21 protein-coding genes, 1 pseudogene and 1 other annotated feature are annotated in these 25,661 nt (G+C 47.3%); of the genes and pseudogenes, 3 read left to right on the forward strand and 19 right to left on the reverse strand.

Features of this window, described 5'->3' with window-relative positions:
- Positions 1–2: 2 nt before the first annotated feature.
- On the reverse strand, positions 3–752 hold the full coding sequence (locus CHH53_RS16155; RefSeq protein WP_095217170.1) for an SDR family NAD(P)-dependent oxidoreductase: 750 nt from the start codon (positions 750–752) through the stop codon (positions 3–5).
- Positions 753–951: 199 nt separating this feature from the next.
- Between CHH53_RS16155 and CHH53_RS16160 the strand changes: the two genes are divergently transcribed.
- Positions 952–1,815 carry a manganese catalase family protein gene (locus CHH53_RS16160; protein WP_095217171.1) on the forward strand — a complete coding sequence of 288 codons (864 nt, stop codon included), beginning with the start codon at positions 952–954 and terminating at the stop codon, positions 1,813–1,815.
- Positions 1,816–1,858: 43 nt separating this feature from the next.
- On the opposite strand, the gene CHH53_RS16165 is transcribed toward CHH53_RS16160, so the two are convergent.
- From CHH53_RS16165 to tyrS, 11 genes and pseudogenes are all read right to left on the reverse strand, one after another.
- Positions 1,859–2,692 carry a DUF2382 domain-containing protein gene (locus CHH53_RS16165; RefSeq protein ID WP_095217172.1) on the reverse strand — a complete coding sequence of 278 codons (834 nt, stop codon included), beginning with the start codon at positions 2,690–2,692 and terminating at the stop codon, positions 1,859–1,861.
- A 125-nt stretch (positions 2,693–2,817) separates the two neighbouring features.
- Positions 2,818–3,861: a galactitol-1-phosphate 5-dehydrogenase gene (locus CHH53_RS16170; protein ID WP_095217173.1), complete on the reverse strand. Its 1,044-nt coding sequence runs from the start codon at positions 3,859–3,861 to the stop codon at positions 2,818–2,820.
- Between the two features lie 14 nt (positions 3,862–3,875).
- Positions 3,876–4,022, reverse strand: a complete 147-nt coding sequence (locus tag CHH53_RS17515) for a hypothetical protein (RefSeq protein ID WP_198946067.1) — start codon at positions 4,020–4,022, stop codon at positions 3,876–3,878.
- Positions 4,019–4,703: pseudogene (deoC, locus tag CHH53_RS16175) on the reverse strand (deoxyribose-phosphate aldolase). The gene CHH53_RS17515 and the pseudogene deoC overlap by 4 nt, the downstream one beginning before the upstream one ends.
- Before the next feature lie 3 nt (positions 4,704–4,706).
- Positions 4,707–5,744, reverse strand: coding sequence for a zinc-binding dehydrogenase (locus CHH53_RS16180; RefSeq protein WP_095217174.1), 1,038 nt, complete (start codon positions 5,742–5,744; stop codon positions 4,707–4,709).
- A 20-nt stretch (positions 5,745–5,764) separates the two neighbouring features.
- A complete protein-coding gene (locus tag CHH53_RS16185) occupies positions 5,765–7,024 on the reverse strand; it encodes a galactitol-specific PTS transporter subunit IIC (protein ID WP_095217175.1) in 1,260 nt (419 codons plus the stop codon).
- 63 nt (positions 7,025–7,087) lie between these two features.
- Positions 7,088–7,372 (reverse strand): PTS sugar transporter subunit IIB, encoded by a 285-nt coding sequence (locus tag CHH53_RS16190; RefSeq protein ID WP_095217189.1) that lies wholly within the window; start codon positions 7,370–7,372, stop codon positions 7,088–7,090.
- Complete coding sequence (locus tag CHH53_RS16195) at positions 7,372–7,860, reverse strand: PTS sugar transporter subunit IIA (protein WP_158221590.1); 489 nt, start codon at positions 7,858–7,860, stop codon at positions 7,372–7,374. The genes CHH53_RS16190 and CHH53_RS16195 overlap by 1 nt, the downstream gene beginning before the upstream one ends.
- Entirely contained in the window at positions 7,853–9,940 is a 2,088-nt protein-coding gene (locus tag CHH53_RS16200; RefSeq protein WP_233135174.1) for a BglG family transcription antiterminator, read from the reverse strand. Before CHH53_RS16200 ends, CHH53_RS16195 begins: the two co-directional genes overlap by 8 nt.
- Before the next feature lie 264 nt (positions 9,941–10,204).
- Positions 10,205–10,561, reverse strand: coding sequence for a general stress protein (locus CHH53_RS16205; protein ID WP_095217178.1), 357 nt, complete (start codon positions 10,559–10,561; stop codon positions 10,205–10,207).
- 122 nt (positions 10,562–10,683) lie between these two features.
- Positions 10,684–11,961 (reverse strand): tyrosine--tRNA ligase, encoded by a 1,278-nt coding sequence (gene tyrS, locus CHH53_RS16210; RefSeq protein ID WP_095217179.1) that lies wholly within the window; start codon positions 11,959–11,961, stop codon positions 10,684–10,686.
- Positions 11,962–12,010: 49 nt separating this feature from the next.
- Positions 12,011–12,217, reverse strand: a binding site (T-box leader).
- Positions 12,218–12,335: 118 nt separating this feature from the next.
- Between tyrS and CHH53_RS16215 the strand changes: the two genes are divergently transcribed.
- Positions 12,336–15,041 carry a transglycosylase domain-containing protein gene (locus CHH53_RS16215; protein WP_095217180.1) on the forward strand — a complete coding sequence of 902 codons (2,706 nt, stop codon included), beginning with the start codon at positions 12,336–12,338 and terminating at the stop codon, positions 15,039–15,041.
- Positions 15,042–15,075: 34 nt separating this feature from the next.
- Here CHH53_RS16215 and ccpA read toward each other — a convergent pair whose 3' ends face one another.
- Positions 15,076–16,071 (reverse strand): catabolite control protein A, encoded by a 996-nt coding sequence (gene ccpA / locus CHH53_RS16220; RefSeq protein WP_095217181.1) that lies wholly within the window; start codon positions 16,069–16,071, stop codon positions 15,076–15,078.
- A gap of 171 nt (positions 16,072–16,242) precedes the next feature.
- Positions 16,243–17,337 (reverse strand): bifunctional 3-deoxy-7-phosphoheptulonate synthase/chorismate mutase, encoded by a 1,095-nt coding sequence (locus CHH53_RS16225; RefSeq protein WP_095217182.1) that lies wholly within the window; start codon positions 17,335–17,337, stop codon positions 16,243–16,245.
- Between the two features lie 167 nt (positions 17,338–17,504).
- On the opposite strand from CHH53_RS16225, the gene CHH53_RS16230 reads away from it, so the two are divergent.
- The gene (locus tag CHH53_RS16230) at positions 17,505–19,628 is read left to right on the forward strand and encodes a cell division protein FtsA (RefSeq protein WP_095217183.1); all 2,124 of its coding nucleotides are present in this window, start codon (positions 17,505–17,507) and stop codon (positions 19,626–19,628) included.
- Positions 19,629–19,778: 150 nt separating this feature from the next.
- On the opposite strand, the gene ytxJ is transcribed toward CHH53_RS16230, so the two are convergent.
- The 5 genes from ytxJ to CHH53_RS16255 all read right to left on the reverse strand — a co-directional run bounded on the left by ytxJ (position 19,779) and on the right by CHH53_RS16255 (position 25,509).
- On the reverse strand, positions 19,779–20,114 hold the full coding sequence (gene ytxJ / locus CHH53_RS16235; RefSeq protein WP_095217184.1) for a bacillithiol system redox-active protein YtxJ: 336 nt from the start codon (positions 20,112–20,114) through the stop codon (positions 19,779–19,781).
- Between the two features lie 61 nt (positions 20,115–20,175).
- The gene (locus tag CHH53_RS16240) at positions 20,176–20,610 is read right to left on the reverse strand and encodes a YtxH domain-containing protein (RefSeq protein ID WP_095217185.1); all 435 of its coding nucleotides are present in this window, start codon (positions 20,608–20,610) and stop codon (positions 20,176–20,178) included.
- A gap of 30 nt (positions 20,611–20,640) precedes the next feature.
- Positions 20,641–21,123, reverse strand: coding sequence for a DUF948 domain-containing protein (locus CHH53_RS16245; RefSeq protein WP_095217186.1), 483 nt, complete (start codon positions 21,121–21,123; stop codon positions 20,641–20,643).
- A gap of 162 nt (positions 21,124–21,285) precedes the next feature.
- Positions 21,286–22,590, reverse strand: a complete 1,305-nt coding sequence (gene murC, locus CHH53_RS16250) for a UDP-N-acetylmuramate--L-alanine ligase (RefSeq protein ID WP_095217187.1) — start codon at positions 22,588–22,590, stop codon at positions 21,286–21,288.
- Between the two features lie 240 nt (positions 22,591–22,830).
- A complete protein-coding gene (locus CHH53_RS16255) occupies positions 22,831–25,509 on the reverse strand; it encodes a DNA translocase FtsK (protein ID WP_095217188.1) in 2,679 nt (892 codons plus the stop codon).
- Positions 25,510–25,661: the final 152 nt, after the last annotated feature.

Consider the following 25,661-nt stretch of genomic DNA (forward strand, 5'->3'; position numbering starts at 1 on the left):
AATTATTTTGTATTCGTGAATCCGCCATCGATACGGATTACTTCACCGTTGATATATTGCGCTTTTGAAGTAAGCAGGAATGTAACAAGTTCCGCTACCTCTTCCGGTGTGCCGAGACGTTTCTGCGGAATACCGCCAGTTGCATTTTCTTTCATTTTCGGATTCACAGCATAAAACTCCGCTACCATTTTTGTTTCGGTAGGTCCTGGCGCAATCGCATTTACACGGAGACCATCTTTTGCGTATTCGGCAACCAGGCTCTTTGTCATGCCGACAATAGCATGTTTTGTCGCAGCATAGGTGACAACGGAATCCTGACCGATCACACCTGCACTGGAGGAAGTATTGACGATGGAGCCTCCTCCGTTTTTCACCATCACTTCCGCTACATAACGGACACCATAAAGCGCGCCCAGCAAATTGATGCCGACGATACGTTCGATTTCCGCAACGTCGGAATCAAGGAAGTATTTACCGCTGCCTGAAATACCAGCATTGTTGAAGAAATAATCAATAGAGCCGAAATGCTCCAATGTTTTATCCACATAATTTTTGACATCGGCTTCCTTGGAAACATCCGCTTGAATGAAAATCGCTTCCGCTCCAGCTTGTTTTACCAATTCGACAGTCTCGTTTGCCCCTTTTTCACTGACATCGACTACTGCGATATTCACGCCTTCTTCGGCAAGACGGACGGCTGCAGCTTGTCCCAATCCGCTGCCTGCCCCTGTGATGATTGCTGTTTTACTCATATCTAACCCCTCCGATAGTAGATAGTTTGCACTATACAATTACTATTGTACTACGTTCGGGTGGAAATATGAATCAAGTCGACTTTTGTCGAAGCCATACTCTTTTTTTGCGGATGTTTCAAAGAAAAATATAGATGAATAAGCGATTTCTCTGTAACAGACACTAACGGTAAATCCAAAAAAGAGAAGGTGCACTTAGATGTATTATTACAAAGAAGAATTAATCAACATCATCAAACCGGATAAGCCCGATCCTGCCGCGGCGAAGGTTATGCAGGAAATCCTGGGCGGTCACTATGGGGAAATGCGCACCATGATGCAATTCTTCTTCCAAAGCTCTAATTTCCGAGGGAAGCAGAAACAGTTCCGTGATCTTTTGCGCGGTATCTTCCTGGAGGAAATTGCACATGTGGAGCTGGTGCAGAATACAATCAATGCCTTGCTGGATGAGTCGGGTGAAGGCGGGGCGGGAAATACAGCGCCTGATGGTGCGCCCCTTTCCGGTCCGATCGAGGATACACCAAACGTGAATCCCCACCACTATATAATCGGCGCCCAAGCTTCCATCCCATTCGATGCAGCAGGCAATCCATGGAATGGCTCTTGGGTCTACAGCCACGGAAACCTTATCGCCGATCTGTTAAATAATGTCGTACTCGAATCGACTGGTGTGCTGCAAAAAACGCGTATATATGAGATGAGCTCCAACGCCACATTCCGGGAAACGCTGGCCTTCTTGATCGTCCGTGACAATGCCCATCAGAATGCATTTGCGAAAGCATTGGAAACACTGGGCGTGGATTGGGGCAAGATCTTCCCGGTGCCTAATTATGATATCAATAAATATCCAGAGTGCAAAAAATTCGTCGATATGGGCTTCCATAATACGCAATTCAATTTCCGTCTCGATCAGACCCGGATCGCTGAAATCATCCAAGGGACGGTTCCCAGCCGAAATGGCGGGGAATTCAGTGTATCCCAGCCTCCAGCAGGCTTCCCGGTACCGGAATTACCGGAACTGCCGAACGAGCATAGCACTGGATTGAGCGATTTGAATCGATGAACCATCAAAAAACCTCACCGACGATAATCGGTGAGGTTTTCCATCACTTCAAGCCATTATTCTTTTTTGTGCTATCTTCTATCTCCGCTTCCTCACGTCTGACTTTTTCATTTACATGGACATTGTCCTGTACATCTTTCTTGTTGACGACAATTTCTTCTTTGATGACATCCTTCTTATCCACATCTACTTTTTCCTCATATACCGGGACATGGATACCATCTTTTTCCGTATAAGCTCCGGCTGTGCTGCCAGGCTCATTTACTTTATTCACCGGACGGCGCTCGATATTGACTTCCTGTTTCGTCACCGGAACATCGAATTCCTCCTGATCTGTCACCGTGCGTTTGTCTACATTCACTTCCCCGGATTTTACTGCATTCGTATCCACATCCACTACCTCTTCATGCAATTCCATCTGTCCCGTCCGGGAAGCATTTGGTTGATCGTTGTTGAAGGATGAAGTGCCAGGCCGGGTGTTACCAGTTCCAGCGACCGGGCGATCCCCATTTGCATGTGAATTTGTTTGAGCTTCTGACTGCAGTTTCCCTCCGGCGGTTGGATCCACGAATAAAAGGATCTTCCCGTTTTTCAATTCATCCACATATCGATCTGTCTCTGCCTGGTTCAAATTCAAGTCCTCTAATGTCTTTTCTTCTGGGTCATCTCCGGTAAACAAGGCGGACACCTTATCACGCAAGGAGCCCTTCGCTTCCTTGTAATTCACGCTCAGCCGATCAGCCAAAATGGAAGATTCCGGCTTCTTGTCGGTGATCACCGTCACTTTGCTTTCTTGGATTCCTTTGGATTTCAATTCATTTACCCTTACAATCACATCATTTTCATTTTGGAAGGTTTCAATTTTATGAGCTGACATGCTGTCATACCTCCTAAATCTGATTGAAGTGTTGCGTGTTTTTTGTTTTCCCGACAAGAAAATGAATAAACATATAATTTCTTGTGACTCCCGGAAATAAAAAAGATGCAGCTACCTGCATCTTCCTATGGATGGAATAGCACTTTTACGGCATCAATATTTCGGTCGGCAAGCTGTCGGAACATAGCCGGACCTTCACTTAAAGGTATCTGATGACTAATCATTTTTTCTCCATTTAATTGACCTGTTTGCATATAATGAATGGTATTGGCCCATTCCTGACCTGGGAAAGGAGCGGATAATGCATTCCAGGATCCATGAATCGTCAGCTCGTTCCTGACGATTTTTTCGAAGTAAAATCGTTCCATGGTTATATCGGCATATGGTATCCCCAGATAAACAACTTCCCCTCCCTTTTTTGGCAATGCCAGTACTTGTGCCGAAGTGATTGGTGAACCTGCCGATTCAACAGCCAAGTCGACACCTTCGCCATCCGTATATGCTGATATCGCATCGCAGCCCGTTGCAGAACTTGCATCAATCACATGATCGGCACCTACTTCCATGGCAATATCCAATTTTTTTGGATCGATGTCAATCGCAATGACTGTTTTCGCTCCAAATATCCTGGCCCATTGGATAGCAAGCAGACCGATACTACCGGCACCCATCACTGCAACAGCCGCCCCCGGCCTGATCTGTGTCCGGTAAAAACCATGGGCCACGACCGCTGCCGGCTCTATTAAAGCCGCCGTCTCACTATCCACCCCGGGAGGCAGCGGTATGACATGGGCAGAAGAGAGCTTCACATACTCCGCAAATGCACCCGGCACCCTGGATCCGATGACCATTAATTCCTTGCATCTTGATGGGTCTCCGCTCCTGCAGTAGAAGCATTTCCCACATGCATATGCCGGGCAGGCAGCCACCCTGTCACCGATTTTGACATGGCTGACGGCGCCTCCGATTTCCGCAACGGTTCCTGCAAATTCATGCCCGAATGTCATTCCTGGGCGATAGGGGCCAAGCTTTTTATAACGTGATAAGTCGGAACCGCATATGCCAGCAGCTTCCACCTTTATAATGACGTCGTGATCTGATTCGATCACTGGCTGCGGTGACTCTTCGTATCTTATATCTTCTATTCCGTACAGATTCAGCGTCTTCACGGGGCTACACCTCTTTATGTTTGTTTCGATTTCCTGCCTGTAAACAGCTTCCATGACACACCGCCGATAATGATTCCATTAAAAATCAGCTGGTGCTCAAAATAGAAAGCACTCACTGCCCTCATCGGTCCAAGCATAAAGTCAAGCATCATTTCTGTCATGTTATCCCTCCGAACCAATAATCTGTATCCGCTTTTTCATTCCTGATGATGGCGACAGCACCACTTGCACCGATTCGTGTTGCCCCAGACCGGATCATACTGACAGCATCATCATATGTCCGTATGCCCCCGGCTGCTTTGATTCCGATTTTCCCTTGCACACTAGCAGCGAGGAGCTCGATATCTTCAACCGTCGCTCCTCCGCCATTAAAGCCCGTGGCTGTCTTCACGAAGTCAGCTCCGGCAGCCACCGCCATCTCGGCTGCTTTCCGTTTTTCCGTCTCATCCAAGAGAGCTGTTTCCAGGATCACTTTTGTCGTCAGGCCATCGGCAGCTTTGACTACAGCCTCCATATCCTGGTACACAGCATCATAGGCTTTTGACTTCAACGCCCCCAGGTTGATGAGCCGATTTCAGAAGCTCCATCCTCAATCGCCGCCTTCGTTTCTCCACCTTGACTCTTGTCGTCGCTCCGCCGAGTGAAAACCCGATTGGCGCCCCAACTTTTATGTCATGCGGCGAAAGTATCGTAAAGGCATAGGGGATATACCATGGGTTTACGAAAACTGTGCGGAATCCATAAGTGATCGCTTCCAAACAAAATTGTTTTATATCATCTTTACTGGCGGTTGGAGCGAGCATCGTATAATCGATGATCTCGATCAATTTTTCTTTTTCCATGGATCATCCTTCTTTCATTGGTCTGAGCAGGACTTTGATTGCTTCGCCAGCTTTTATCGACTGATAGGCCTTCTCCCATTCCGTTATATCAAAAATGTGTGTGACCAGTGCTGCTGCATCGACGGCACCGCTTTCCATCAGACTCAGCGATGGCTCCCAATCGGCAGGCTTTTGGCTTCTGCTTCCAACGATCCTCAATTCCTTTTGGATGACCTGTTCCATATCAAATGCCACTGAAGCTTCAGCGAACAAACCCACCTGCGCGTACTGCCCTTTTTTACGCAAAAGTGTCAGTCCTTGACGTGCTGCAGGAACTGCCCCGGAGCATTCGAAAACAACATCTGCACCATAGCCATCCGTCAATCCGTAAACAAGCTCCTCCAGGGATTCTTCCTGGATATTGACCACATGATCGATTCCTAGCTCTTTCGCTTTCTCCAGACGGACTTTATCAGCAGAAAGACCGGTAATGATGACTTCTGCCCCTTTACTTTTGGCTACTTGCGCAGTGAGCAGACCGATTGGACCCGGTCCGATCACCACGACGATATCACCTTGCCGGATTGTCGTTTTGGCTACTGCATGATGTGTGCATGCAAGTGCTTCTGTCATAGCTGCAGATTGGTCATCGACATTATCAGGGACTTTGTGGATGCTTGCAGCCCTTGCAATGACGTAGTTCGCGAAACCGCCATCCTGCTGCGTCCCGAGCCCTTTCCGATATTTACACAGATTATAATCCTTCTGCAGGCAATATTTGCACTGCCCGCATATATAAAAAGTCGTCTCGGAGGTCACTCGATCTCCTGGCTTCAAGTCGGTGACATTCCCGCCCACCTCCTCCACGACACCGGCAAATTCATGTCCTAAAGTAACGGGGGCTGCCACTCGGTAGCTGCCTTCATACGTATGGATATCCGATCCGCAAATGCCTGCGTAAGTCACTTTGATTTTTACTTGGTCCTCTTTCGGAAAAGGTTCTGGTTTGTCTTCCACCACTAGATTCCCGAACCCCAATTGCTTTTTCACCAATGCTTGCATGAAGTGATCCTCCTAATCTATCAGTTGAATAATGCGAATAACTTCCATATGATCCAGTTGACCAGATTGCCTCCCTGGTCGATACTCGAAACCATGGCGGAGCCTTCCGGCATCTCGATGGCAGCGCTCGTTGTCATATCCGTGAAGATAGGTGCTATATCCGTAGCCATGTACAAAGATAAGGCAATCATGATCGTCCCCGTTATGACAGAATGGATGATGTTCCCTTTTGCCGCTCCCACGATGAAAGCGACAATGAATGGAATGGTAGCTAAATCCGCAAATGGAAGGACTGCATTACCCGGCAGGATGACTGCCAAAAGTACGGTTATCGGCGTCAGGATCAAAGCAGTGGAAATGACAGCAGGATGCCCTAACAGGACGGCTGCATCCAGTCCGATATTGATTTCGCTCTTTCCGAATCGCTTACTGAGCCAGTTCCTTGCAGACTCCGAAACCGGCATCAGACCTTCCATCAATATTTTCACCATGCGAGGCATCAAAACCATGACAGCGGCCATCGCCATGCCGATTTCAATGATGTCGCCCACTCTGTATCCTGCCAAAGCACCGATGGCCGCACCTAGAAGTAATCCGATCACCATCGAATCACCGAATATTCCGAATCTTTTTTGAATCGTTTCCGGATCGGCATGTATCCTGTTCAAACCTGGAATCTTCTCAATCAGCTTTACGATCAAGATACCAGGGGCATAGGAAATCGTGCTTCCGGTTGCCACTGTGACGCCTGGCATTTCATAGAAATCCTCTACCATCGGCTGTGTCCAATCTGCTACTTTCAAGCAGACAATCTGGAATAAGACAGCCGCAATCAGCCCTTGTACCACACTTCCAGAAACGGTATACACAACAGCGGCCATAAATGTATAGTGCCAATAATTCCAAATGTCCACGTTCATTGTTTTTGTCGTCTTCGTCACTAGCATGACGACATTGACAACCAGGCCGAGCGGGATGATAAAAGCAGCCACAACAGATGCCCAGGCAATGGATGATGTGGCAGGCCATCCGACATCGATGACATGGAGGTCCACCCCAAGCCGATCGACCATCTGCTTGGCAGCCGGTCCCAAGTTCAATGTCAATAAATCGACCACAAGGAAAATACCGACAAAAGCCACTCCGATTGTCAACCCTGATCTAAATGCCTTCCCAGGCTTTTGTCCGAACAAAAGCCCAAGAAGGAAGATCGCCACCGGCAAGATCACCGTTGCACCCAAGTCAAGGAATTTTTGTAAGAACCCGACAAATGTGTCCATCATGCAGCCCCCACTTTTTAGGAAATGAGGTCGATCCCAACGACTTGGAACCGACTCCATTTGTTATTTTTTCAATTCATTCAAGATTTGTTCCTTGGTTTCTTCCAGGCCGATTCCTGTCAAGAATGAGCGTGCGTTGATCACAGGGAAAGGATAGGATGTTTTCACCATGGCTGTCGTCACCAGCAAATCAGCTGTATCCACATAGGAATTCACTTCTGCTATTTTGATTTGAATCAGATTGACATCGATTTTGTTTTCCTTTGCCATTTCTTCAATCGCACTGTTTACGACAGTGGAAGTGGCAATACCTGCACCGCAGGCAACCAATACTTGTTTTTTGGCCATCATCTGTCACCTCCTTTACTTGCCGTCAAACTAAGGTTTCTATCAATCAGCCGGACTACTTCCTCTTTTGTGGCGGAATCATATAAATCCCGCAGCATCGCTTCATCTTGCAAAAACGTCATGAGATCCTTCAATAGCGATAGCTGCGCATGCGACTCCTTCATCGCCAGCATGAATATGATGCTTACAGGTGTCTCCATCGAAGACTCCCCCATCACTCGGAAGGAGGCTGGCTCCTTCAATACAGCAATACTGATCGCATTCCTTTTTACATGCTCGATATCCGTATGCGGGATAGCGACGGATATCGATGAACCAGTCGGCAAACCTGTCGGATATTCTTTCTCGCGCTCGATGATTCCTGATACAAAGCTTGCTTCAACTAAATCCTCTTTCACAAGATTTTCTGCCATTTCACGCAATATATCCTCGCGCGCTCCGCTCATTTGCAGGAATACAAGGTTGGCACCAAGATAAAAATCAGCCATAATGCATCTCCTTCTCCTTTGCTGCGCCATCGGAATATTGAAGGATGATCCGCTTCATCTCCGGGATTCCAGCAGCGTTTATCATGTTTTTCATGTCCTCCTTGGACTTGGATAGTTTCATGAGCTGCATGAGGGCATGTATATGCTCCTTCTTATCCTTTGCTGCGATGACTACCAGGATATGAATGCGATGCCCCAAATACTGCACACCGTTTTTGATCTTGAGCAGACTCATACCAGTGCGGAAAACACCATCCTCCGGTGAAGCATGCGGTATAGCTATGCCAGGCCCTATCACGATATACGGATCCTTCTCACAGCTTTTGATCATGGCATCTATGTATCTGGGCTCGATGATCCCTTTATCGAGCAAGATACCGGCACAGGATCGCACGGCCTCTTCCCATGATCCGATTTGATAAGTCATCTTCATATGCTGATGCATCAAAAAATCTGATAGCTGCAGCGGCTGCGACTCTTCCAAAGCCGGTTGCACCACATGCTGATCCACTTGACCAAGGTATGCCTGCAGTTCCTGTTCCAGAGCCTTTTTGTTTATGATCATTGTGTGATTACTGATGATTTGCATGATTTCGCTTGTCCTGACTTGCTTGGAAACAAATCCATGGATATAGGTCAAGACCTGTTTCCTGAGAAGCCTTTTTTCGTGTGTATCCAGCATCGTCTTCGTTATGAACAGCTTTTTGGAAGTCTCCAATAAGACTGGCGAAAATACAATGTCGTAATCCAGATCATACGTGATGAATTCACGAACAGACATGCTGTCCAGAAACACGAATTCCGGGAAAAGCCCGCTTAATTCGTGGAACATCAGCTTAGAAACAGACACACCCTGCGGGCACACGACAATCGCTTTCACTTTCTCCCCAATGCTCTCCCCCTGCTGTCTGATCCAGCCTCCGATAAGCAAAGTGATGTATATCTGTTCATTTTCTGGAATCTCAGCTTGGATGAAGCTTTTCAAGGGATCGAGAGAGCGCTTGACCAACTGATGCAAAGAGCGGAATTCTCCGCTTAACACCCCCGGAACTGGTGTGGTGTCCGTAAGATTGTATTTAATCCGGTAATAAGCCGGCTTGATGTGCTGCATCAGTTTATCCAGCAGCTGCTTCCGCTCCTGTACACGAATACAGGAAACTTTTTCGAAAAGACTGAGCATGCTGTCGACTGCGGGATATAGGTTAGGAATTGCATCCTCGGCATCCAGATTTGCCGTTATCACATTTGCCGATAGCAAATGAAGAGTGATGAAAAGTTTTTCAGCCTCCGGCAGCCCTTGCTGGTCAAATAATATTTCTTCTGCTGCCTGGTATTCTTTCGTGCCTGCCAATTCCTTATAGCGTATAGGGGAGTCTGTCAGGCATTCCCCTTTCCTGACCCGCTGCAGTATAAGGAATAAGGTTATTGGCATCGTCCTCATTTTTTCATCGGTGAATTTTATCGATAGCTTTTTCTCTACCATTTCAATTCTGTCACGGAAAGCATTCACGCAATCTTCTTCCAGCTCCAAAACATCCATTAATTCGAAAAGCCCATCCTCCGAATCGAGTAATTGCATCAATGCGGACATCAATGCTTTCCTGAGTTGAAACTCATTTCCTTCAATATGATATCCATGCTTTCGGCTGTAACGTATATGCAAATGAAACGGTTCAAGCTGCTTCTCCAGGTTCTTCAAATCTCTCAATATTGTATTCCTGCTTACACGCATTGCAATCGAGAAGTGATCCAATGATAGATAATCCTTGCTTATCAGCATGCAAAGAAGGAGATGTGTCCTTTGACGGGCGGTCAAAATGGAAGAATGATGCTGTTCCGCAGTTTCCTTTACATGATTCAGTGCCGTGAATACTCTTTCATCGATGAGGAAATGCCCTTGTGATGTTCGTTCGATCAATGGTATGCCTAAGTGCTCAAGCCAGCTATTTATCTTTTGGATGGAATAGCCGAGCTGCCTTTTTGAAAGATCGAATTTTTTTTCAAGCAAAGCACTGGATGTGCTTGGATTACTTAATAAAGCATCCAGGATGGCGGAGTTGCGTTCATTGAGATTCATCATATCCTCCTTTCGTTACAATCATCTTAACACCCGATCCCTCATTTTGTATGCGCTTTCAACTTCATTGAGTGAAGAATGAATGTACAGCATGGGACCCAGCCCAATACATGTTCCTGTACATAAAAAAAGACTCCGACAGCGCGCAGGCTGCCAAAGCCTTTTGATGGATGCTTCATCTTCGTCGTATTCCATGGGGCACATCATTGGGCTTGCCGGCCGGACAAAGACCATTCGCCGTCCTCTCCTTCTCCGGTTCCGCTGCATTCAGTCACTGCGATCCTCTTCCCCTGCTGCCGGAGCATTTTCTGCATACAGCAATACTTTTCCCGCTTTCAGCTCGTCTGCATAATGATCTTTTTCAGCTTGGGACAGATTAAGATTTTTGAGGACTTTCTCTTCCGGATCCTCATTGGTGAAGAAAGAGACGATTTTTGTACTGACGGAACCACTTGCTTCCTTATAGCGTACCTCTCTCTTGTCACCGAGGATACTGTCTTCAGATCTTCTATCCACAATGATCATGATATCCTCTTCTGGTACACCGGCAGAAATCAATTCATTCACCCTGACGATTGCATCACTTTCGTTCATGAAGGCTTGGATTGCATTTGTGTCACCCACTTTTTTCACCTCCCATTGATCCACTTTCGATAAATGCGGAAAGTACTAGGTGCTTTTTACATTCCCCCTGCCCTTTTTATCAAACATAAAAAGCACCATCCTGTTCGGACGGTGCTTCTTCATCAAGCAAATTTCAATAACGTATATTTTTTCTTGCCGCGGCGGATGATGATGAATCTTCCATCGATTCGATCTGCTTTTGTAAGGAAGCGTGATACATCCACTTCTTTTTCACCATTGACGCGGATGGCACCGTTTGTGATGTCCTCCCTGGCCTGACGTTTGGAAGGGGAAATCCCTGCCTCCACCAGCATATCGACAAGCGACTTGTCTTCGTCGGCAGCTGTGTGGGACGGAACATCCTTGAAGCCTTGTTCAATTTCTGTACCATTCAAGGACGCGATATCACCACTGAAAAGAGCTGAAGAAATTTTGATCGCTTGTTCCAGCGCTTCCTTGCCATGTACAAGCGTCGTCATCTCTTCGGCAAGCTTTGTCTGTGCCAGGCGTTTTTCCGGTTCTTTCTCCACGCTCTCTTCGTAAGCTGCGATTTCTTCAAGAGACAGGAAAGTGAAGTATTTCATGAACTTGATTACATCACGATCATCCGTATTGAACCAGAATTGGTAAAATTCATACGGAGTTGTCCTCTCGGGGCTCAGCCATACTGCTCCGCCTGCTGTTTTGCCGAATTTCGTTCCGTCTGCTTTGGTGATAAGCGGAACTGTCAAAGCGAATGCTTTGTCTGGAGCCTCTTCATCGTTGCCTGCATACGTCCGGCGAATCAATTCCATTCCAGCCGTGATATTGCCCCATTGGTCACTTCCGCCGATTTGCAGTGTCACATTTTCTTTTTCGTACAGACGCAGATAATCCAGGGACTGCAAAATCATATACGTAAATTCCGTGAAAGAAATACCATTGGCTAATCTGGATTCGACGGAATCCTTTGCCAGCATGTAATTGACTCCAAAATGCTTCCCGATATCACGAAGGAAATCGATGACGCTCATGGAACCAAGCCAATCTTTGTTATTTACCGCTTTTGCTGCATTTTCGCCTTCATCGAAGTTCAAGATCCTGGCGAGCTGTTTCTGAATACCTTGGCTGAATCTCTCCACTGTTGCTGCATCATTCAAATTACGCTCATCTGACCGGCCGCTTGGATCCCCGATCATTCCTGTGCCACCGCCGATAAGTGCGATCGGACGGTGACCTGCCTGCTGGAATCGCTTCAGCATCAGCATCGGAACAAGATGTCCGATATGCAGGCTATCGGCTGTAGGGTCGAAACCGCAGTACAGACTTACCTGCTGACTGGACAGATGCTTCTCCAATCCTGCGTCATCACTTGTTTGCTGAACCAAACCTCTGTCTTTTAAATCCTGTAAAATCGACATTTGACCACACTCCTCACTCACAATTGAAAATAAAAAAACCCCGTCCCCAAAAAGGGACGAGGAAATGACTCGCGGTACCACCCTTGTTGCAGTATGAACTGCCACTCGGTTTGCTAACGGATATACATCCGTCCCCTGCTTGAACAGGAGAAGCTCCAGTCTGTACTTGGCAAAACAACTTTATACTGACTCGCACCGGCCGTCAGCTCTCTGAAACAGGGAATTGTTCCGCTACTATAACCTTCAACGCAATATTTTATAATGACTGTTCTTCATTATTACCATATAGAAGGATAAAATGCAACAAGGATTTTGGACTCACTACGAAAATTGACTACTATGGTATAATAGACAAACCAATTCGGGGGTGAAATATGCAAATCAAAGCAATATGGACAAGAATCAGCAAACGAATTGCCGAAGCTTGGAAGGCTGGCCGAATTCAGCGGAATTCTCGTATCACATATGACGTCATTTGGAACTTATTCCTCTTTTTCCTGCTTTTGGCTGGCGTCGGTATCTTCTTTGTCGTCGGAGCTGGCGCGGGATATTTTGCATCGCTTGTAAAAGGTGAGCCCGTCCTATCCTATGACACTATGAAAGAAGAAGTCTACAATTATGAGGAGACACCCTCCATCTACTTTGCTGACAATGTGTTCCTCGGGAACATTAAAACCGATCTTTATCGCGAAGATGTGAAACTGGATGAGATCTCACCATATGTCATAAATGGAATCATCGCTACCGAAGATGATAATTTCGAGACACATAATGGAGTAGTGCCGAAATCGATTCTGCGGGCATTGATGCAGGAAGCTACGAACTCGGAAACGAAAACAGGCGGCAGTACGCTGACACAGCAGCTTGTCAAAAACCAGATACTGACGAATGAGGTATCCTTCGAGCGTAAAGCGAAGGAAATCATACTCGCTATGCGCCTGGAAAAAGTGCTGAGCAAAGATGAGATCCTCGAAGCGTATTTGAATATCGTTCCTTTCGGCAGAAATGCTTCCGGGAATAATATAGCGGGCGTACAGACAGCTGCCCAGGGCATATTCGGCGTGGATGCAAAGGATCTCACCTTGCCGCAAGCAGCTTTCCTGGCTGGATTGCCGCAGAGTCCGTCAGCCTATTCACCATTCACCAACAGCGGTGAATTGAAGGAAGAGACTGCCCTGCAGCCAGGTCTGAATAGAATGAAGCAAGTGCTTAACCGAATGCTCGATGAGGGGTACATCGACCAGCAAGAATACGATGACGCTATCGGGTATGACATCACCAAGGATTTTGCAGAAGCAAAACCAGTGTCTGATAACGACTATGGCTATCTGACTACCGAGGTGGAACAGCGGGCAGCCGGTATCATCGCGATACAGCTCGCGGAACAAGATGGCCATTCCAAAAAAGAGCTGGACAAAGATAATGATTTGAAAAACGAGTACCTGGAAAAAGCTGAGCGCGATATTCGTCAAAAAGGTTACCAGATTCATACAACGATCAATAAAGATATGTATGTTGCCCAGCAGAAAATCGCGAAAGAATATGCTTATTACCAGCCGGATCATTGGGTGAAACGGACCAATGGCGACGGGGAAACAGAGACTGTTTCCGAGCCGATCGAAGCAGGATCCATCATGATCGAAAACAGCACTGGTAAGATATTGAGCTTCGTCGGCGGACGGGATTATGAGAAAAACCAAGTGAACCATGCCACTGACACGAAGCGATCCAATGGCAGTACGATGAAGCCTCTGCTTGTGTATGCTCCAGCGATGGAGGAAGGCACCCTGCAGCCGGGGACCGTCATCGGTGACTTAAGCAAGAAATTCAATGTACCCGGACAGTCAAAAACCTGGAATCCCGGCAACTACGGCGGGGTATACCATGGACTCGTGACTGCACGGAAAGCATTGGAAGAATCCTATAACGTACCCGCGGCGAAAGCCTATAAAGAAATTGTCAACCTGGACCCCGCCAGCAAATACTTGGAGAAAATGGGAATTACGACTTTGACTGAAGGAGATCATTCCAATCTTGCTGCTTCCCTGGGCGGATTGGATTATGGTACGACAGTGGAGGAAAACGTCAACGCCTATGCAACCTTCGGTAATAACGGCGAATTCACGGATGCTTATATGATCGAATCCATCACTACAAAAGATGGTGAAGAGATTTATAAACATGAATCCAAACAGAACAAGGTGTTCAGTCCGCAGACCAATTATTTGATGCTGGATATGATGCGGGGAGTGCTCGATAATGGTACAGCTACGTATGCAAAATCCCAGCTGTCCAATAAGAATGTGGATTGGGCCGGTAAAACCGGGACTTCACAGGATTATCATGATTCCTGGTTCGTGGCCACCAATCCGAATGTAACGGTCGGCGTCTGGATGGGTTATGATAAACAAGATTCCATCCAGACCTCTGGAATGGGCTATAGTCAGCGGAACCAATTGCTATGGACACAATTAGTGAACAGTGCTACCAAGATCGACCCTGAGCTGATGGCCCCTAGTGAGTCATTCAAGCAGCCAGACGGTTTGACAAAGGCATCCTATTGTGCGATTGGCGGCGGAAAACCGACTGAGCTCTGTAAACAAGCAGGCATGGTCAAAACCGATTTATTCGATAAAGATCATGTACCAACAAAGGCAGATGACAGCTTGATCAAACAGAATGGAAAAATTGTCCTGAATCCAGACTTTGTCAAGGAAAACGGCTTGCAAGGCGTCAGCATCGAACAGCTTTTCCCTAACAATGAAAAAGTACAAAAGCTGATCGGGAAAGCGGCAAGCAGCAGCGCTTCAGCTAAATCGGATGATAGTAACGCCGTAAAGACAAGCTCTGGTGCTCCGCTCCCGCCGACGAATGTGCAAAAAGCCGATAAGAAACTCACATGGACTCAATCAAAAACCGAAGATGTGAAGGGTTACCGTATCCTGCAGAAGCAAGGAGACAGCTTCAAGCAAATTGGATTCAGCAATCAATCCTCCTTCCATCTTCCTGACAATGATTCCACCTATCAAATAAAGGCAGTCGGAGCAGATGGCAAGGAATCAGAAACCATTACATTATAAAAAAACTAGCGTATCCAATTGGATACGCTAGTTTTTATTTTGTCGAATTCCGCTCGATGATGCGGTGCGGAAGGATGACATTTTTCTCTGATACTTCCTCTTTATTCATCAGTTTTGTCAATAAACGCATGGCTACAGCCCCGATATCATAAGTAGGCTGCACGACAGTGGAAAGTGTCGGGCGGACCATCGTCGCCAGTCTCGTATTATCATAACCGACCACTTCGATATCTTCCGGTACACGCAATCCATTGTCCTGGAAACCATGGATGACACCAAGTGCCATTTCATCAGAAGAAACGAATACCGCAGAAGGGCGATCAGCCAGACCTGCCAGCTGCTTTGCCGCTTCCAAGCCTGAGTTGTACGTATTGTTAGCTTTTACGATATACTCCTGCTTCACTTCGGCATTTTTCTCCGTCACGGCGCGAAGATAACCTTTGTATTTCTGGTTATTCGTTTCGGCCTCTGCTGTTCCTGCAACGAATGCCGGATGATCATGATTATGATCGATCAGCAATTTCGTAGCTTCATATGCAGCCTGTTCATAATCGATTGCGACAGATGGCGTATCCCCTGTTCCTTGTACATTGGCTGCAATGACAATCGGTACTGGGGACTTCTCGAACTGCTGCAGCAATTCATCGCTGATTTTGCCGCCCATGAAGACAATACCGTCCACTTGTTTCTCCAGCATGCTGTTGAACAATGTAAGTTCTTTGTCTGGATTCTGATCGGAATTGCTCAGGATCATATTGTATTTATACATCGTTGCGATATCTTCAATCCCGCGGGCAAGCTCGGAGAAGAAGATACTGGAAATATCCGGTATGATTGCTCCGACAGTTGTCGTCCTTTTGCTTGCAAGCCCCCTTGCCACCGCATTTGGACGATAGCCTAGTGCTTCGATTGTACTGAGTACTTTCTTCCGAGTTGCAGGTTTTACATTAGGGTTGCCGTTTACCACACGGGATACGGTTGCCATCGATACGTTCGCTTCACGGGCAACATCGTATATGGTTACATTCATTGTGTCATATCCTCCTATATTCCTTACACGATTCCAATCATCCAAAGATGATAATATCAATTTGTATGTTTATTCACATATTCTTTACCCATTATACCAGAGTTTTGAACATTTCAGTAGAACGAGATACAAAAAACGCTTGATATTGCAGGAAAGCTATACTTCCAGCTGTCAATCCTCCAATGGGATTCGGCTTGCATAACTGCTGTGGGCGATAAGATCCCGATAAAAGGCATCAAACCGCGCCAAATCCATCTGCTGGGCCGCATCGGACAAGGCAACGGCCGGATCCGGATGGACTTCCGCCATAATACCATCAGCTCCGATCGCAAGGGCCGCTTTTGCTGCCGGCAGCAGCAAATCCCGACGGCCAGTGGAATGTGTGACATCGACCATAACCGGCAGATGCGTCTCTTGTTTCAAAATCGGGACAGCAGTGATATCCAATGTATTCCGTGTTGCAGTCTCGTACGTGCGTATTCCCCGTTCACAAAGAATGATGTCGTTATTTCCGCGGGAGCTGATATATTCTGCGGCATGGATGAATTCAGAAATGGTGGAAGCCATACCACGTTTCAATAGGATTGGCTTTTTAACATCCCCGGCTGCTTTGAGCAATTCGAAATTTTGCATATTACGGGCCCCTATCTGAATCACATCCAAATATTCTGCAGCCTTTTCGATATCCTCGGGCGCCACGATTTCACTGATGACGGCCAAATCATACGTATCGGCGATTTTCTTCAGGATCCTAAGTCCCTCTTCACCCAGCCCCTGGAAATCATAAGGGGATGTCCGCGGCTTGAAAGCTCCGCCGCGAAGGAGCTTGAGGCCTTTATCCTGAAGGGATTCGGCTACTGTGGCTGTCTGCTGATAGCTCTCCACAGAGCATGGTCCAAAAATGAACTGCGGCACTCCATCGCCGATTTTTGTGCCTTTGATGTCGATAACCGTATTTTCAGGCTTGCGGCGTCGTGAGACAAGCAATGCTTTATGCATATCGTCTTCCTGCAGCTCCAGGCTGGCCTTGAAGATTTCCTTGAAAATATGCTGAAGTGTGGCATCCTGGAATGGTCCTTCATTGTTATCCGATATGACATTCAGCATATCTCTTTCACGGACCGGATCGAATCGCTTCGTGCCTTGTTTTTTCTTGACTTCCCCGATTTCCTGGACCAGCTTGCCCCGTTTATTTATCAGGGCAAGCAGCTCAAGGTTCACTTCATCCAATTTTTTTCGCAAACTCGCTAATTCATCCATATTCATCGCTCTCTCCCACTCTTTTTCTATTATATCCAGCTCAGGTAATTAGCAATCATTATAGCTAAAAGTTTACTCGCTGTCATCCTCAATAGTGTAGAATGAATCTAGGAGTTTCATAAGGTTTCAGCGTACAGCGAAACGAATAGAACATTGCGGAAAGGAATATCGCTTTGAAGGAAAGAATTTTTGCTTTGGATATCGGAACAAGATCTGTTGTCGGCATGCTGCTGGAAGCAGATGCTGGTGTTTATACCTTGATAGATTATGAAATGGTGGAGCACGATGAACGTTCGATGCTTGACGGTCAGATCCATGATGTCGTAGCAGTGGCACAAGTCATTTCGGAAGTGAAGCACAAATTGGAGGAAAAACACGGTTCATTGTATAAAGTATGTGTCGCAGCCGCCGGACGTTCGCTGCAGACGAAGCGTGTCCAGATTCGCCATTCCATCTCCGAACGCGGAGTATTGGACAAGGAGCAGGTACAGCACTTGGAGCTCAGCGCTGTCCAGCAAGCCCAGTATGAAATTGCTCATTCAAAAGATAAGAGTACGGATTATTATTGCGTCGGCTACTCTGTCTTGCATTATCAGCTTGACGAGCAGGACATCGGCTCTTTGATCGATCAGCAAGGTGATGAGGCGTGCGTGGAGATCATCGCCACCTTCCTGCCGAAGGTTGTCGTCGAATCACTGCTGTCAGCATTGAAGCGAAGCAATTTGGAAATGGATGCTTTGACATTGGAACCAATTGCCGCTATCAACGTCCTCATACCGCCTTCCATGCGCCGTTTGAATGTAGCATTGGTCGATATCGGCGCAGGCACGAGTGATATCGCCATTACGAACGAGGGGACCATCACGGCATATGGAATGGTCCCAAAAGCAGGAGATGAAATCACAGAAGCCTTGAGTGACCATTATTTGCTTGATTTTCACGTGGCCGAAGCTGCCAAACGGGACTGGTCCGAAAAAGGTACAATCACAACGATGGACATCCTCGGTTTCGAGCAGCAGATGAGTGGCGATCAGGTTGAACAGGACATCGGGCATGCGATCGACCAGCTGGCAGAAGCAATCGCAGCTAGCATCATCCAGCTGAATGCAGTCGCTCCGAAAGCTGTCATGCTCGTAGGCGGCGGAAGCCAGACACCTGGATTGGCCGGCCGCTTGGCAAGGATGCTCGATCTGCCTGAAAATAGAGTAGCCATCCGCGGCACAGAAGCAATCCAGTCTCTGAAAAAAACGGATAATGTACCTGCAGGACCTGCTTTCATCACACCGATCGGCATTGCATTGGCAGCTAAACAAAATCCAGTCCATTATGTCAGCATCCAAGTAAATGGACGTGTCATACGTCTATTCGATATGAAGAAACTGACAGTGGGGGATGCATTGCTGGCTGCCGGCATTCAAATAGCCCGCCTATACGGAAAACCGGGAGCAGCCTGCATGATAACTTTCCAAGGAAAATCGCTCACCCTGCCGGGCACAATCGGAAAAGCACCGAAAATAACGCGGAATCATCAGCCCGCGAGCCTTGATTCTCCGATTCATGATGGTGATAAGCTGGAAGTGGAAGCCGGGGAAGATGGATTACCTGCACAGGTGACTGTACACGATATAACTGGAGATCTGGAGCCGATGACCATCTTCCATAACGGAAAGCCTTACCAGATGAAACAGCAGGTTCTAGTTAACGGACAGCCAGTTCATCCGGCATACCGCCTGGAAGACAGGGATGAAGTCCTTTTACAGAGGGATACTACCATTGAATACTTTTTACATGAACATAAGCTGCCCCTGCCGGCATTGCCTGAGGCAGGAGAATATGATGTCTACATAAATGATAAGCTGCTGTCGATTGAAGCATTCAGCCAGGTGTTTACGATCAATGACATTCCAGCCCGGCTCCGGGATCAAGTAACCGACGGCGATAGTATTCGGATCCAGGAACGAAAAGTCCCGACTGCTGCTGAATTGCTTCCCCATTTACAAACCGGCAGCCAAACATCGATGACGGTTGAGTTCAACGGCAGTACCATTAAACTCACCCCTCCTGCGGCACAGCTTTATGACAAGGATAGGCCAGTCGAGCCCGATGAGCCCATCCCAAGCGGTACCAGACTGCAAATGCGGGCTGCAGCTGATCAGTTTATCATCCAGGATATTTTTCGCTTCGTTGATATTGATCTGTCAAAAGTCAGCGGTAATTTTCAAATATACAAGAACGGTTCCATAGCAGCCTTCCATGATGTATTATCCCCTCACGATAAGATCGAGCTGACCATGTAAAAAAGCTGTACGCAATTGCGTACAGCTTTTTATTTCCTGCTATAACAGTGCACTTATAGCGAATCCATGAATTGCGGGGCGAATCTTAAAGCCGCTCGGTCATATCATACCCCTAAAGAAAGCATTTCGCCCATCAATGACTGACATTTTTTATTGATTGAATCGAGCCTCTTGCTCCTGCAAAGCGGCTTGTGTGATATCGTGATGGGATGCATGCCAGATTACCCGATTATTCTCAAACAGCAAGGCCTGAGGCGACTCATGCTTCACGTCATAACGTTCGGCAATCATATTGGAAAGCTCCCTTGCTTCCTGTACATACAATGTATACACAGGCAGCTGTGTATCAAGGCTGTAACGGTCATACTCCTGCTTCGCGCTGGCGCTGATCGGACATGTCAAACTATGCTTGAGCAGGTAGAATGCAGCCTCCTTATTCAATACATCCTGAAATTCTTCCTGACTTTGAATGACTTTTGCTTCCACCCTCTAAACTCCTTTCAAAATAAAACAGACTCCCAAGCAAGATGCTTGGGAGTCTGATCAATTAAAGATCCTTATTTCGTTCAATCGCGGACTTCTGCTGCTCCATTTCCAATTCCCTTGCAGCTTCCTCGATTGCACGAGCTACTTCCTCCGCAGCATCTTCCGCTTCCTTATTGTTGGAAGCCGTATCATCCGCTTGATCTTTGGAAGTAATGTTCTTGACTTTATCCTGGACAGTCTGGGAAGATTCTTTCACCTTCTCAGCTACTGCACGGGATTTTTCAGTGACAACATCTTTCCATTGTGCACCTTTTTCACTGTACTGTGTTTTCATTTCGCCGGCGCGCCCTTTGAGGGAACTAGCCTGTTCAGAAATATCACTGCGCAGTTCTTTACCGGATTTAGGAGCAAGAACAAGAGCAGTAACCGCCCCGACTACGCTTCCGATGATCGAACCAATCAGAAAGTCTCTACCGTTCGTCTTTTTCGTTGACATAATGCATCGCCTCCTATCGCGTCGCTTGGTTTAATTGGATGTTTCTTTTACTGGTAGCGGCTGCTCTGTCGGCTGCACTGCAGGTACAGAGGCACCCTCATTGGCTTCATTCTGCTTCTTTTTTTTCCATAAGTCAAGTATAACCGAGCCCCACTTCAGCACTTGGCCAGTTTGTTCCGTGTGCTGTTCCGCAGAAAGTGCCACTTTATTGGAGACATTGCGGATGGAGTTGTTCAGGCTCTGGACTGTATCGCCAATTCCTTCGATACCGTCGACAAGCGTATTTAGCTTCTGCGCTTTTTCTCCGATGTCCTCTGCAAGATGATTTGTCTTGCTAAGCAGTTCAGCGGTTTCGCTCGTGATGCCTTGCATCTGTTTTTCAACGCCTTCCAATGTGCTTGCAACATCATTCAATGTGCGTGAAGCAGCTTTCAAGGTTTTGGCGAGATAGATTACTAAGACTGCGAATGCGATGGCTGCAATCAATGCAGCGATGTACCCTAGAATTTCCATAATGAATAGTCAGCTCCTTCTGGTATGTAGTATGAGTAGTTGAAGCACATCTCATGCCTTATACTCCTTCGTCTAACTACGTTATTCCCTTGCTGGACGCCGTTAAACTTAAAAGTACAAATAAAAAAAGGGGAGCAGCACTCCCCTTTCAAGTTTAATGGATTATTGGACAGCTTGCAATGACTCTTCATAGCGCGCCTGGAATTTTTGGATATCCCCAGCCCCCATGAATAACAGGATGCTGTCGTCATATTGCTTAAGCACATGCACCTCATCAAGCTGCAGCACTTCACAGCCAGGTATGAGCTCCTGGAGATCCTGTATTGTAAGGCTCCCTTTCGCTTCACGGGCAGAGCCGAAGATATCACAGAGATAAACTGCATCTGCCAGCTTCAAACTGTCGGCAAACTCTTGGAGGAAGGCCTTCGTCCTTGAGAAAGTATGCGGCTGGAAGACAGCTACAACCTGTTTGTCAGGATATTTCTTCCGAGCTGATTCGATTGTCACTTCGATTTCTTTCGGATGATGAGCATAGTCATCCACCAATACTTGACTGCCGGCTTGCTTCTCGGAGAAGCGGCGTTTCACACCAGTGAAACCATACATTTCCTCCATCTGCTCCGGAGTCATTCCTTCCTGATGGCATACGGCAACGACTGCCAAGGCATTAAGCACTTGATGGTTTCCATAGCCCGGAATGGTGAATGTATGATAGAAACTGCCTTCCACAAATACGTCGAATACCGTTCCATTCGGCTCTTCGTGTACATTCTTCGCCTGATATGTGTTACTTTCATCAAATCCATAATAATGGATTGGTACATTTGCTTGCAAGTCACGCAGATAAGCGTCATCCCCGCAAGCAATGATCCCGCGTTTGACCTGATTGGCCAATTGCTGGAATGCTTGGAATACATCCTCGATATTCTGGAAATAATCCGGATGATCGAAGTCGATATTCAGCATGACAGCATAATCCGGTTTATATGCGAGGAAATGCCTGCGATATTCGCAGGCTTCAAAGACGAAATAGTCGCTCTCCGGCTGACCGCTTCCGGTTCCATCCCCGATCAAGTAGGAAATCGGATGGGATTGGTGCAGCGTATGCGCCAAAAGACCAGTCGTCGATGTCTTGCCATGTGCACCCGTTACAGCAATGCTGCGGAATTTATCCGCATAAGCCGCCAAAAAATCATGATAGCGGTAGAATGGAAGGCCGAGCCTTTTCGCTTCTACGATTTCCTCATGATCATCAGGGAACGCATTCCCTGCAATGATTGTCAGTCCGGTTTTGATATTATCTTTTGTAAATGGCAGTATGGGAATGTTTTTATCTTTTAGGGCCTGATCTGTAAAGAATACCTTCTCCACATCCGAGCCTTGGACTTTCTCACCTGCATCATGCAGGATCTGAGCCAATGCACTCATACCAGATCCTTTGATACCAATGAAATGGTAAGTTGTCATAATAGGAACCTCCACTTAATAATATATCGCTTTTGTATGGTGTTAGTATAAGTATGTAATCCGTAGTGTGTCACATATACATGAAAAAAGCATACTAGCAACAGTATAGCATTTTGTCGCAATTTATTAAATGCACAAACTCTCGTGTCACGCTTTTTACAGTATATACAGACAGCTGCTTGATTGTGTCTCAAAACAGTACAGCCTGGACGGTCCTTTGGACAACATCCAGGCTGTCTGTCATTCCGCTTGGAGCTGGGCCAGCGAGACGAGTACATCACGCGGCTTGCTGCCTTTTTGTTCGGAAATGACTCCCCTCATTTCCATATGATCAATCAAACGCGCAGCACGGTTATAGCCGATTTTAAACCGGCGCTGCAGCAGGCTTGCACTTGCACTGTTGTGCTCGATGACAAATTCCACAGCTTCCCGATACAGCTCGTCCTCTTCCTCCTCGGATTCGCGCCGTTCAAGCAGGTCCTCATGCTGGAAAAGGTACTCCGGCGGCGCTGTCTGTTTCACATGCTCCACAACCCGCTCAATCTCTTCATCCGAAACAAAAGCACCCTGGATACGCTGGGCTTGCCGAGCGCCATTCTCGACGAAGAGCATATCGCCTTTTCCAAGCAGTTTCTCTGCTCCATTATTGTCGATGATCGTCCGGGAATCGACGGCAGAGGATACACTGAATGCAATCCGTGTCGGGATATTCGCTTTGATCAAACCAGTAATGACATCGACGGATGGCCGCTGCGTCGCCAATAGCAGATGTATCCCGGCAGCGCGTGCTTTTTGAGCAATCCGGCATATCGCATCCTCGACATCCTGCGGAGATACCATCATAAGATCTGCAAGCTCATCGATGACGATGACCAAATATGGAAGCCTATCCGCATAACGGTCCTGCTTTGTCAGCTTCTCGTTATATCGTCCGATATCCCGGACTCCCTCGCCGACGAACTTCATGTAACGTTCTTCCATTTCATTGACTGCCCACTTCAACGCTGCCGTGGCTGCTTTCGTGTCGGTGATGACCGGTGATACAAGATGAGGCAGGTCATTATAAGGAGCCAATTCCACCATTTTGGGATCGATCAGCAGGAATTTCACCTGTTTGTGATTCGCCTTATAAAGCAAGCTGAGCAGGATGGTATTGATACACACGCTTTTACCGGATCCTGTAGCACCCGCAATCAATCCATGCGGCATTTTCTGCAGGTCCGTGACGATCGGCTTACCGGAGATATTCAATCCCAGCGCTACCGAAAGCGGTGAACTGTTTTCTTGGAAGTCTTTCGTTTCCAGGATTTCTTGCAAGCCCACCTGCTTGGATACAGCGTTCGGCACTTCGATTCCAATTGCATTTTTCCCAGGAATCGGCGCTTCCATCCGAATATCCTTGGCGGCCATATTCAGCTTGATATCATCCGTCAGGCTCTTGATTTTGCTGACCTTCACACCCATATCAGGCTGGACCTCAAAACGAGTGACAGACGGACCCTGCATTGCATTGACTACATGCGCATTCACATTGAAATGCTCCAAGGTAGTCTCCAAGAGATGGATCTGCTGGTCGACCCAAGCATCATTCTCGATGGTTTGTTCCACTGGATCATTGAGAAGATGCATCGGCGGACTGGTGAAACTAGGCTCAGCCTGTTCTTCGTTCACTTGTTCGGCAGTTTCCTCCATGATTTTAGGTGCCGGCTGTTTGATTTTCTCCAAGTTCTTCCGTTTATCACGCGGTGTCATGAACACATTGAACGGAACCGGTTTCCGGACTCCATCAGCCGATTCACGGATCGGGGCATCAACTGGATTTTCATTTGCTTCTTCCGCTGCGTATCCAGCTGACTGCCCTTCTATCACTGCTTGCTCCGCGACAGGCCCATCATTTTGAACATTGGATTGTTCCGGACCATCTTCCCGCTTGATATCAAGTGAAGGGGCCTCTGCAGCTGCTGCTTCTGATTCAGGTGATGCCGCTGCGGTTATTTGGACTTGTTCTTCTTCGTCCGATTCATGCTCAGATGCTGTCTCCTGCAGCACGTCATGTGATTCTTCCGCAGATGGCATCCCAGGGAGTGCTTCCGATTCAGAAGAAGCTGTGGTCATTTTGTCTTGTCCATCAGCAAGGGGGTGGTGCTTGTCTTCGTGCCCAGGCACTGTTTCCTCGATTGCATCCACAGCTTCTTCCAGCTGTTCCGCTCTGTCCAGCATTTCTGCCGGTTCTGTATGACCGGCTCTAGCTGCTGCAGCCATTTCACCAGCCGGCTCGGAATGACTGGTCTCCGATTCCTGCGCGGCAGCGGAATCCGCTTCCTGCTGCTGTATCGCTGCCTTCATCACGGCATCTTCAGTTCGATCCCCCGAATGCCCTTTGACGGCGGTGCTTTCAGAGGAGGTGGCAGCAATCTTCTTCCAATCAGCCCGCTCCTGAATCGACCCCAAGGTGACAATATCCGCTGCTTCCTCTTTTCGCTTGCGGAAACCGTAAACAGGGGACGGTACCTCTGAAGGCTGGAAAGGCTTCTTGTCTTCCTTGGGTTCCGGTCTCGGTCTTTGCGGCTCACGCGGACGGTACGAAGCTGTCGTCCCTTCCGAGGATTTCGGCTTCACTGGCTGCTGATTTTCCCGACGCTGACGCGGTGGCTGCGGCTGTTCATTGCGGCGCACCGGCCGCACATCCGAAGCTTGCGGTTTGGTGCCGCCGGATGATTCATCCGGAATCATCGGAAACCGAAAAGCACGTTCCTTCGGATATGTATATGCCATTTTTGCTTGTGGCTGCTGATTAGTCTGATATTGTTTCTGTACCTTCTGTTCAGAAGCGTTCCGTGTTTTCAGCTCTGGTTCTTCTTCCACTACTACTTCGGTCATAAAAAAGTTGCTTAGAGCTTGCTTAAGACGCTCCCACATAATAAATCTTCCTTTTTCAGTATAATATCTTTATTTTAGCAGGTTTTCACAAACCGTGAATAGCTTTACCCTAAAAACATTCTGCCCAAACCCAAAAAATAAGACGGTCTTAGCGCATTTTTGTCCCTACTACCTAAAAAAGCACCGGATGC

Source organism: Terribacillus sp. 7520-G, assembly GCF_002271665.1.
GTDB lineage: Bacteria > Bacillota > Bacilli > Bacillales > Amphibacillaceae > Terribacillus.

Bases quoted from the DNA above. Each gene is read 5' to 3' on its own strand.
- CHH53_RS16165 (WP_095217172.1), bottom strand. From the start codon at position 2,692: ATGTCAGCTCATAAAATTGAAACCTTCCAAAATGAAAATGATGTGATT.
- CHH53_RS17515 (WP_198946067.1), bottom strand. From the start codon at position 4,022: ATGACAGAAATGATGCTTGACTTTATGCTTGGACCGATGAGGGCAGTG.
- CHH53_RS16190 (WP_095217189.1), bottom strand. From the start codon at position 7,372: ATGGCCAAAAAACAAGTATTGGTTGCCTGCGGTGCAGGTATTGCCACT.
- CHH53_RS16185 (WP_095217175.1), bottom strand. From the start codon at position 7,024: ATGGACACATTTGTCGGGTTCTTACAAAAATTCCTTGACTTGGGTGCA.
- CHH53_RS16180 (WP_095217174.1), bottom strand. From the start codon at position 5,744: ATGCAAGCATTGGTGAAAAAGCAATTGGGGTTCGGGAATCTAGTGGTG.
- tyrS (WP_095217179.1), bottom strand. From the start codon at position 11,961: ATGTCGATTTTACAGGATTTAAAAGACAGAGGTTTGGTTCAGCAAACA.
- CHH53_RS16225 (WP_095217182.1), bottom strand. From the start codon at position 17,337: ATGAATATGGATGAATTAGCGAGTTTGCGAAAAAAATTGGATGAAGTG.
- CHH53_RS16160 (WP_095217171.1), top strand. From the start codon at position 952: ATGTATTATTACAAAGAAGAATTAATCAACATCATCAAACCGGATAAG.
- CHH53_RS16240 (WP_095217185.1), bottom strand. From the start codon at position 20,610: ATGTCAACGAAAAAGACGAACGGTAGAGACTTTCTGATTGGTTCGATC.
- CHH53_RS16155 (WP_095217170.1), bottom strand. From the start codon at position 752: ATGAGTAAAACAGCAATCATCACAGGGGCAGGCAGCGGATTGGGACAA.
- ccpA (WP_095217181.1), bottom strand. From the start codon at position 16,071: ATGAATGTAACCATATACGATGTTGCCCGTGAAGCGAACGTATCGATG.
- CHH53_RS16200 (WP_233135174.1), bottom strand. From the start codon at position 9,940: ATGATGAATCTCAATGAACGCAACTCCGCCATCCTGGATGCTTTATTA.
- CHH53_RS16255 (WP_095217188.1), bottom strand. From the start codon at position 25,509: ATGTGGGAGCGTCTTAAGCAAGCTCTAAGCAACTTTTTTATGACCGAA.
- CHH53_RS16215 (WP_095217180.1), top strand. From the start codon at position 12,336: ATGCAAATCAAAGCAATATGGACAAGAATCAGCAAACGAATTGCCGAA.
- CHH53_RS16245 (WP_095217186.1), bottom strand. From the start codon at position 21,123: ATGGAAATTCTAGGGTACATCGCTGCATTGATTGCAGCCATCGCATTC.
- murC (WP_095217187.1), bottom strand. From the start codon at position 22,590: ATGACAACTTACCATTTCATTGGTATCAAAGGATCTGGTATGAGTGCA.
- CHH53_RS16195 (WP_158221590.1), bottom strand. From the start codon at position 7,860: ATGGCTGATTTTTATCTTGGTGCCAACCTTGTATTCCTGCAAATGAGC.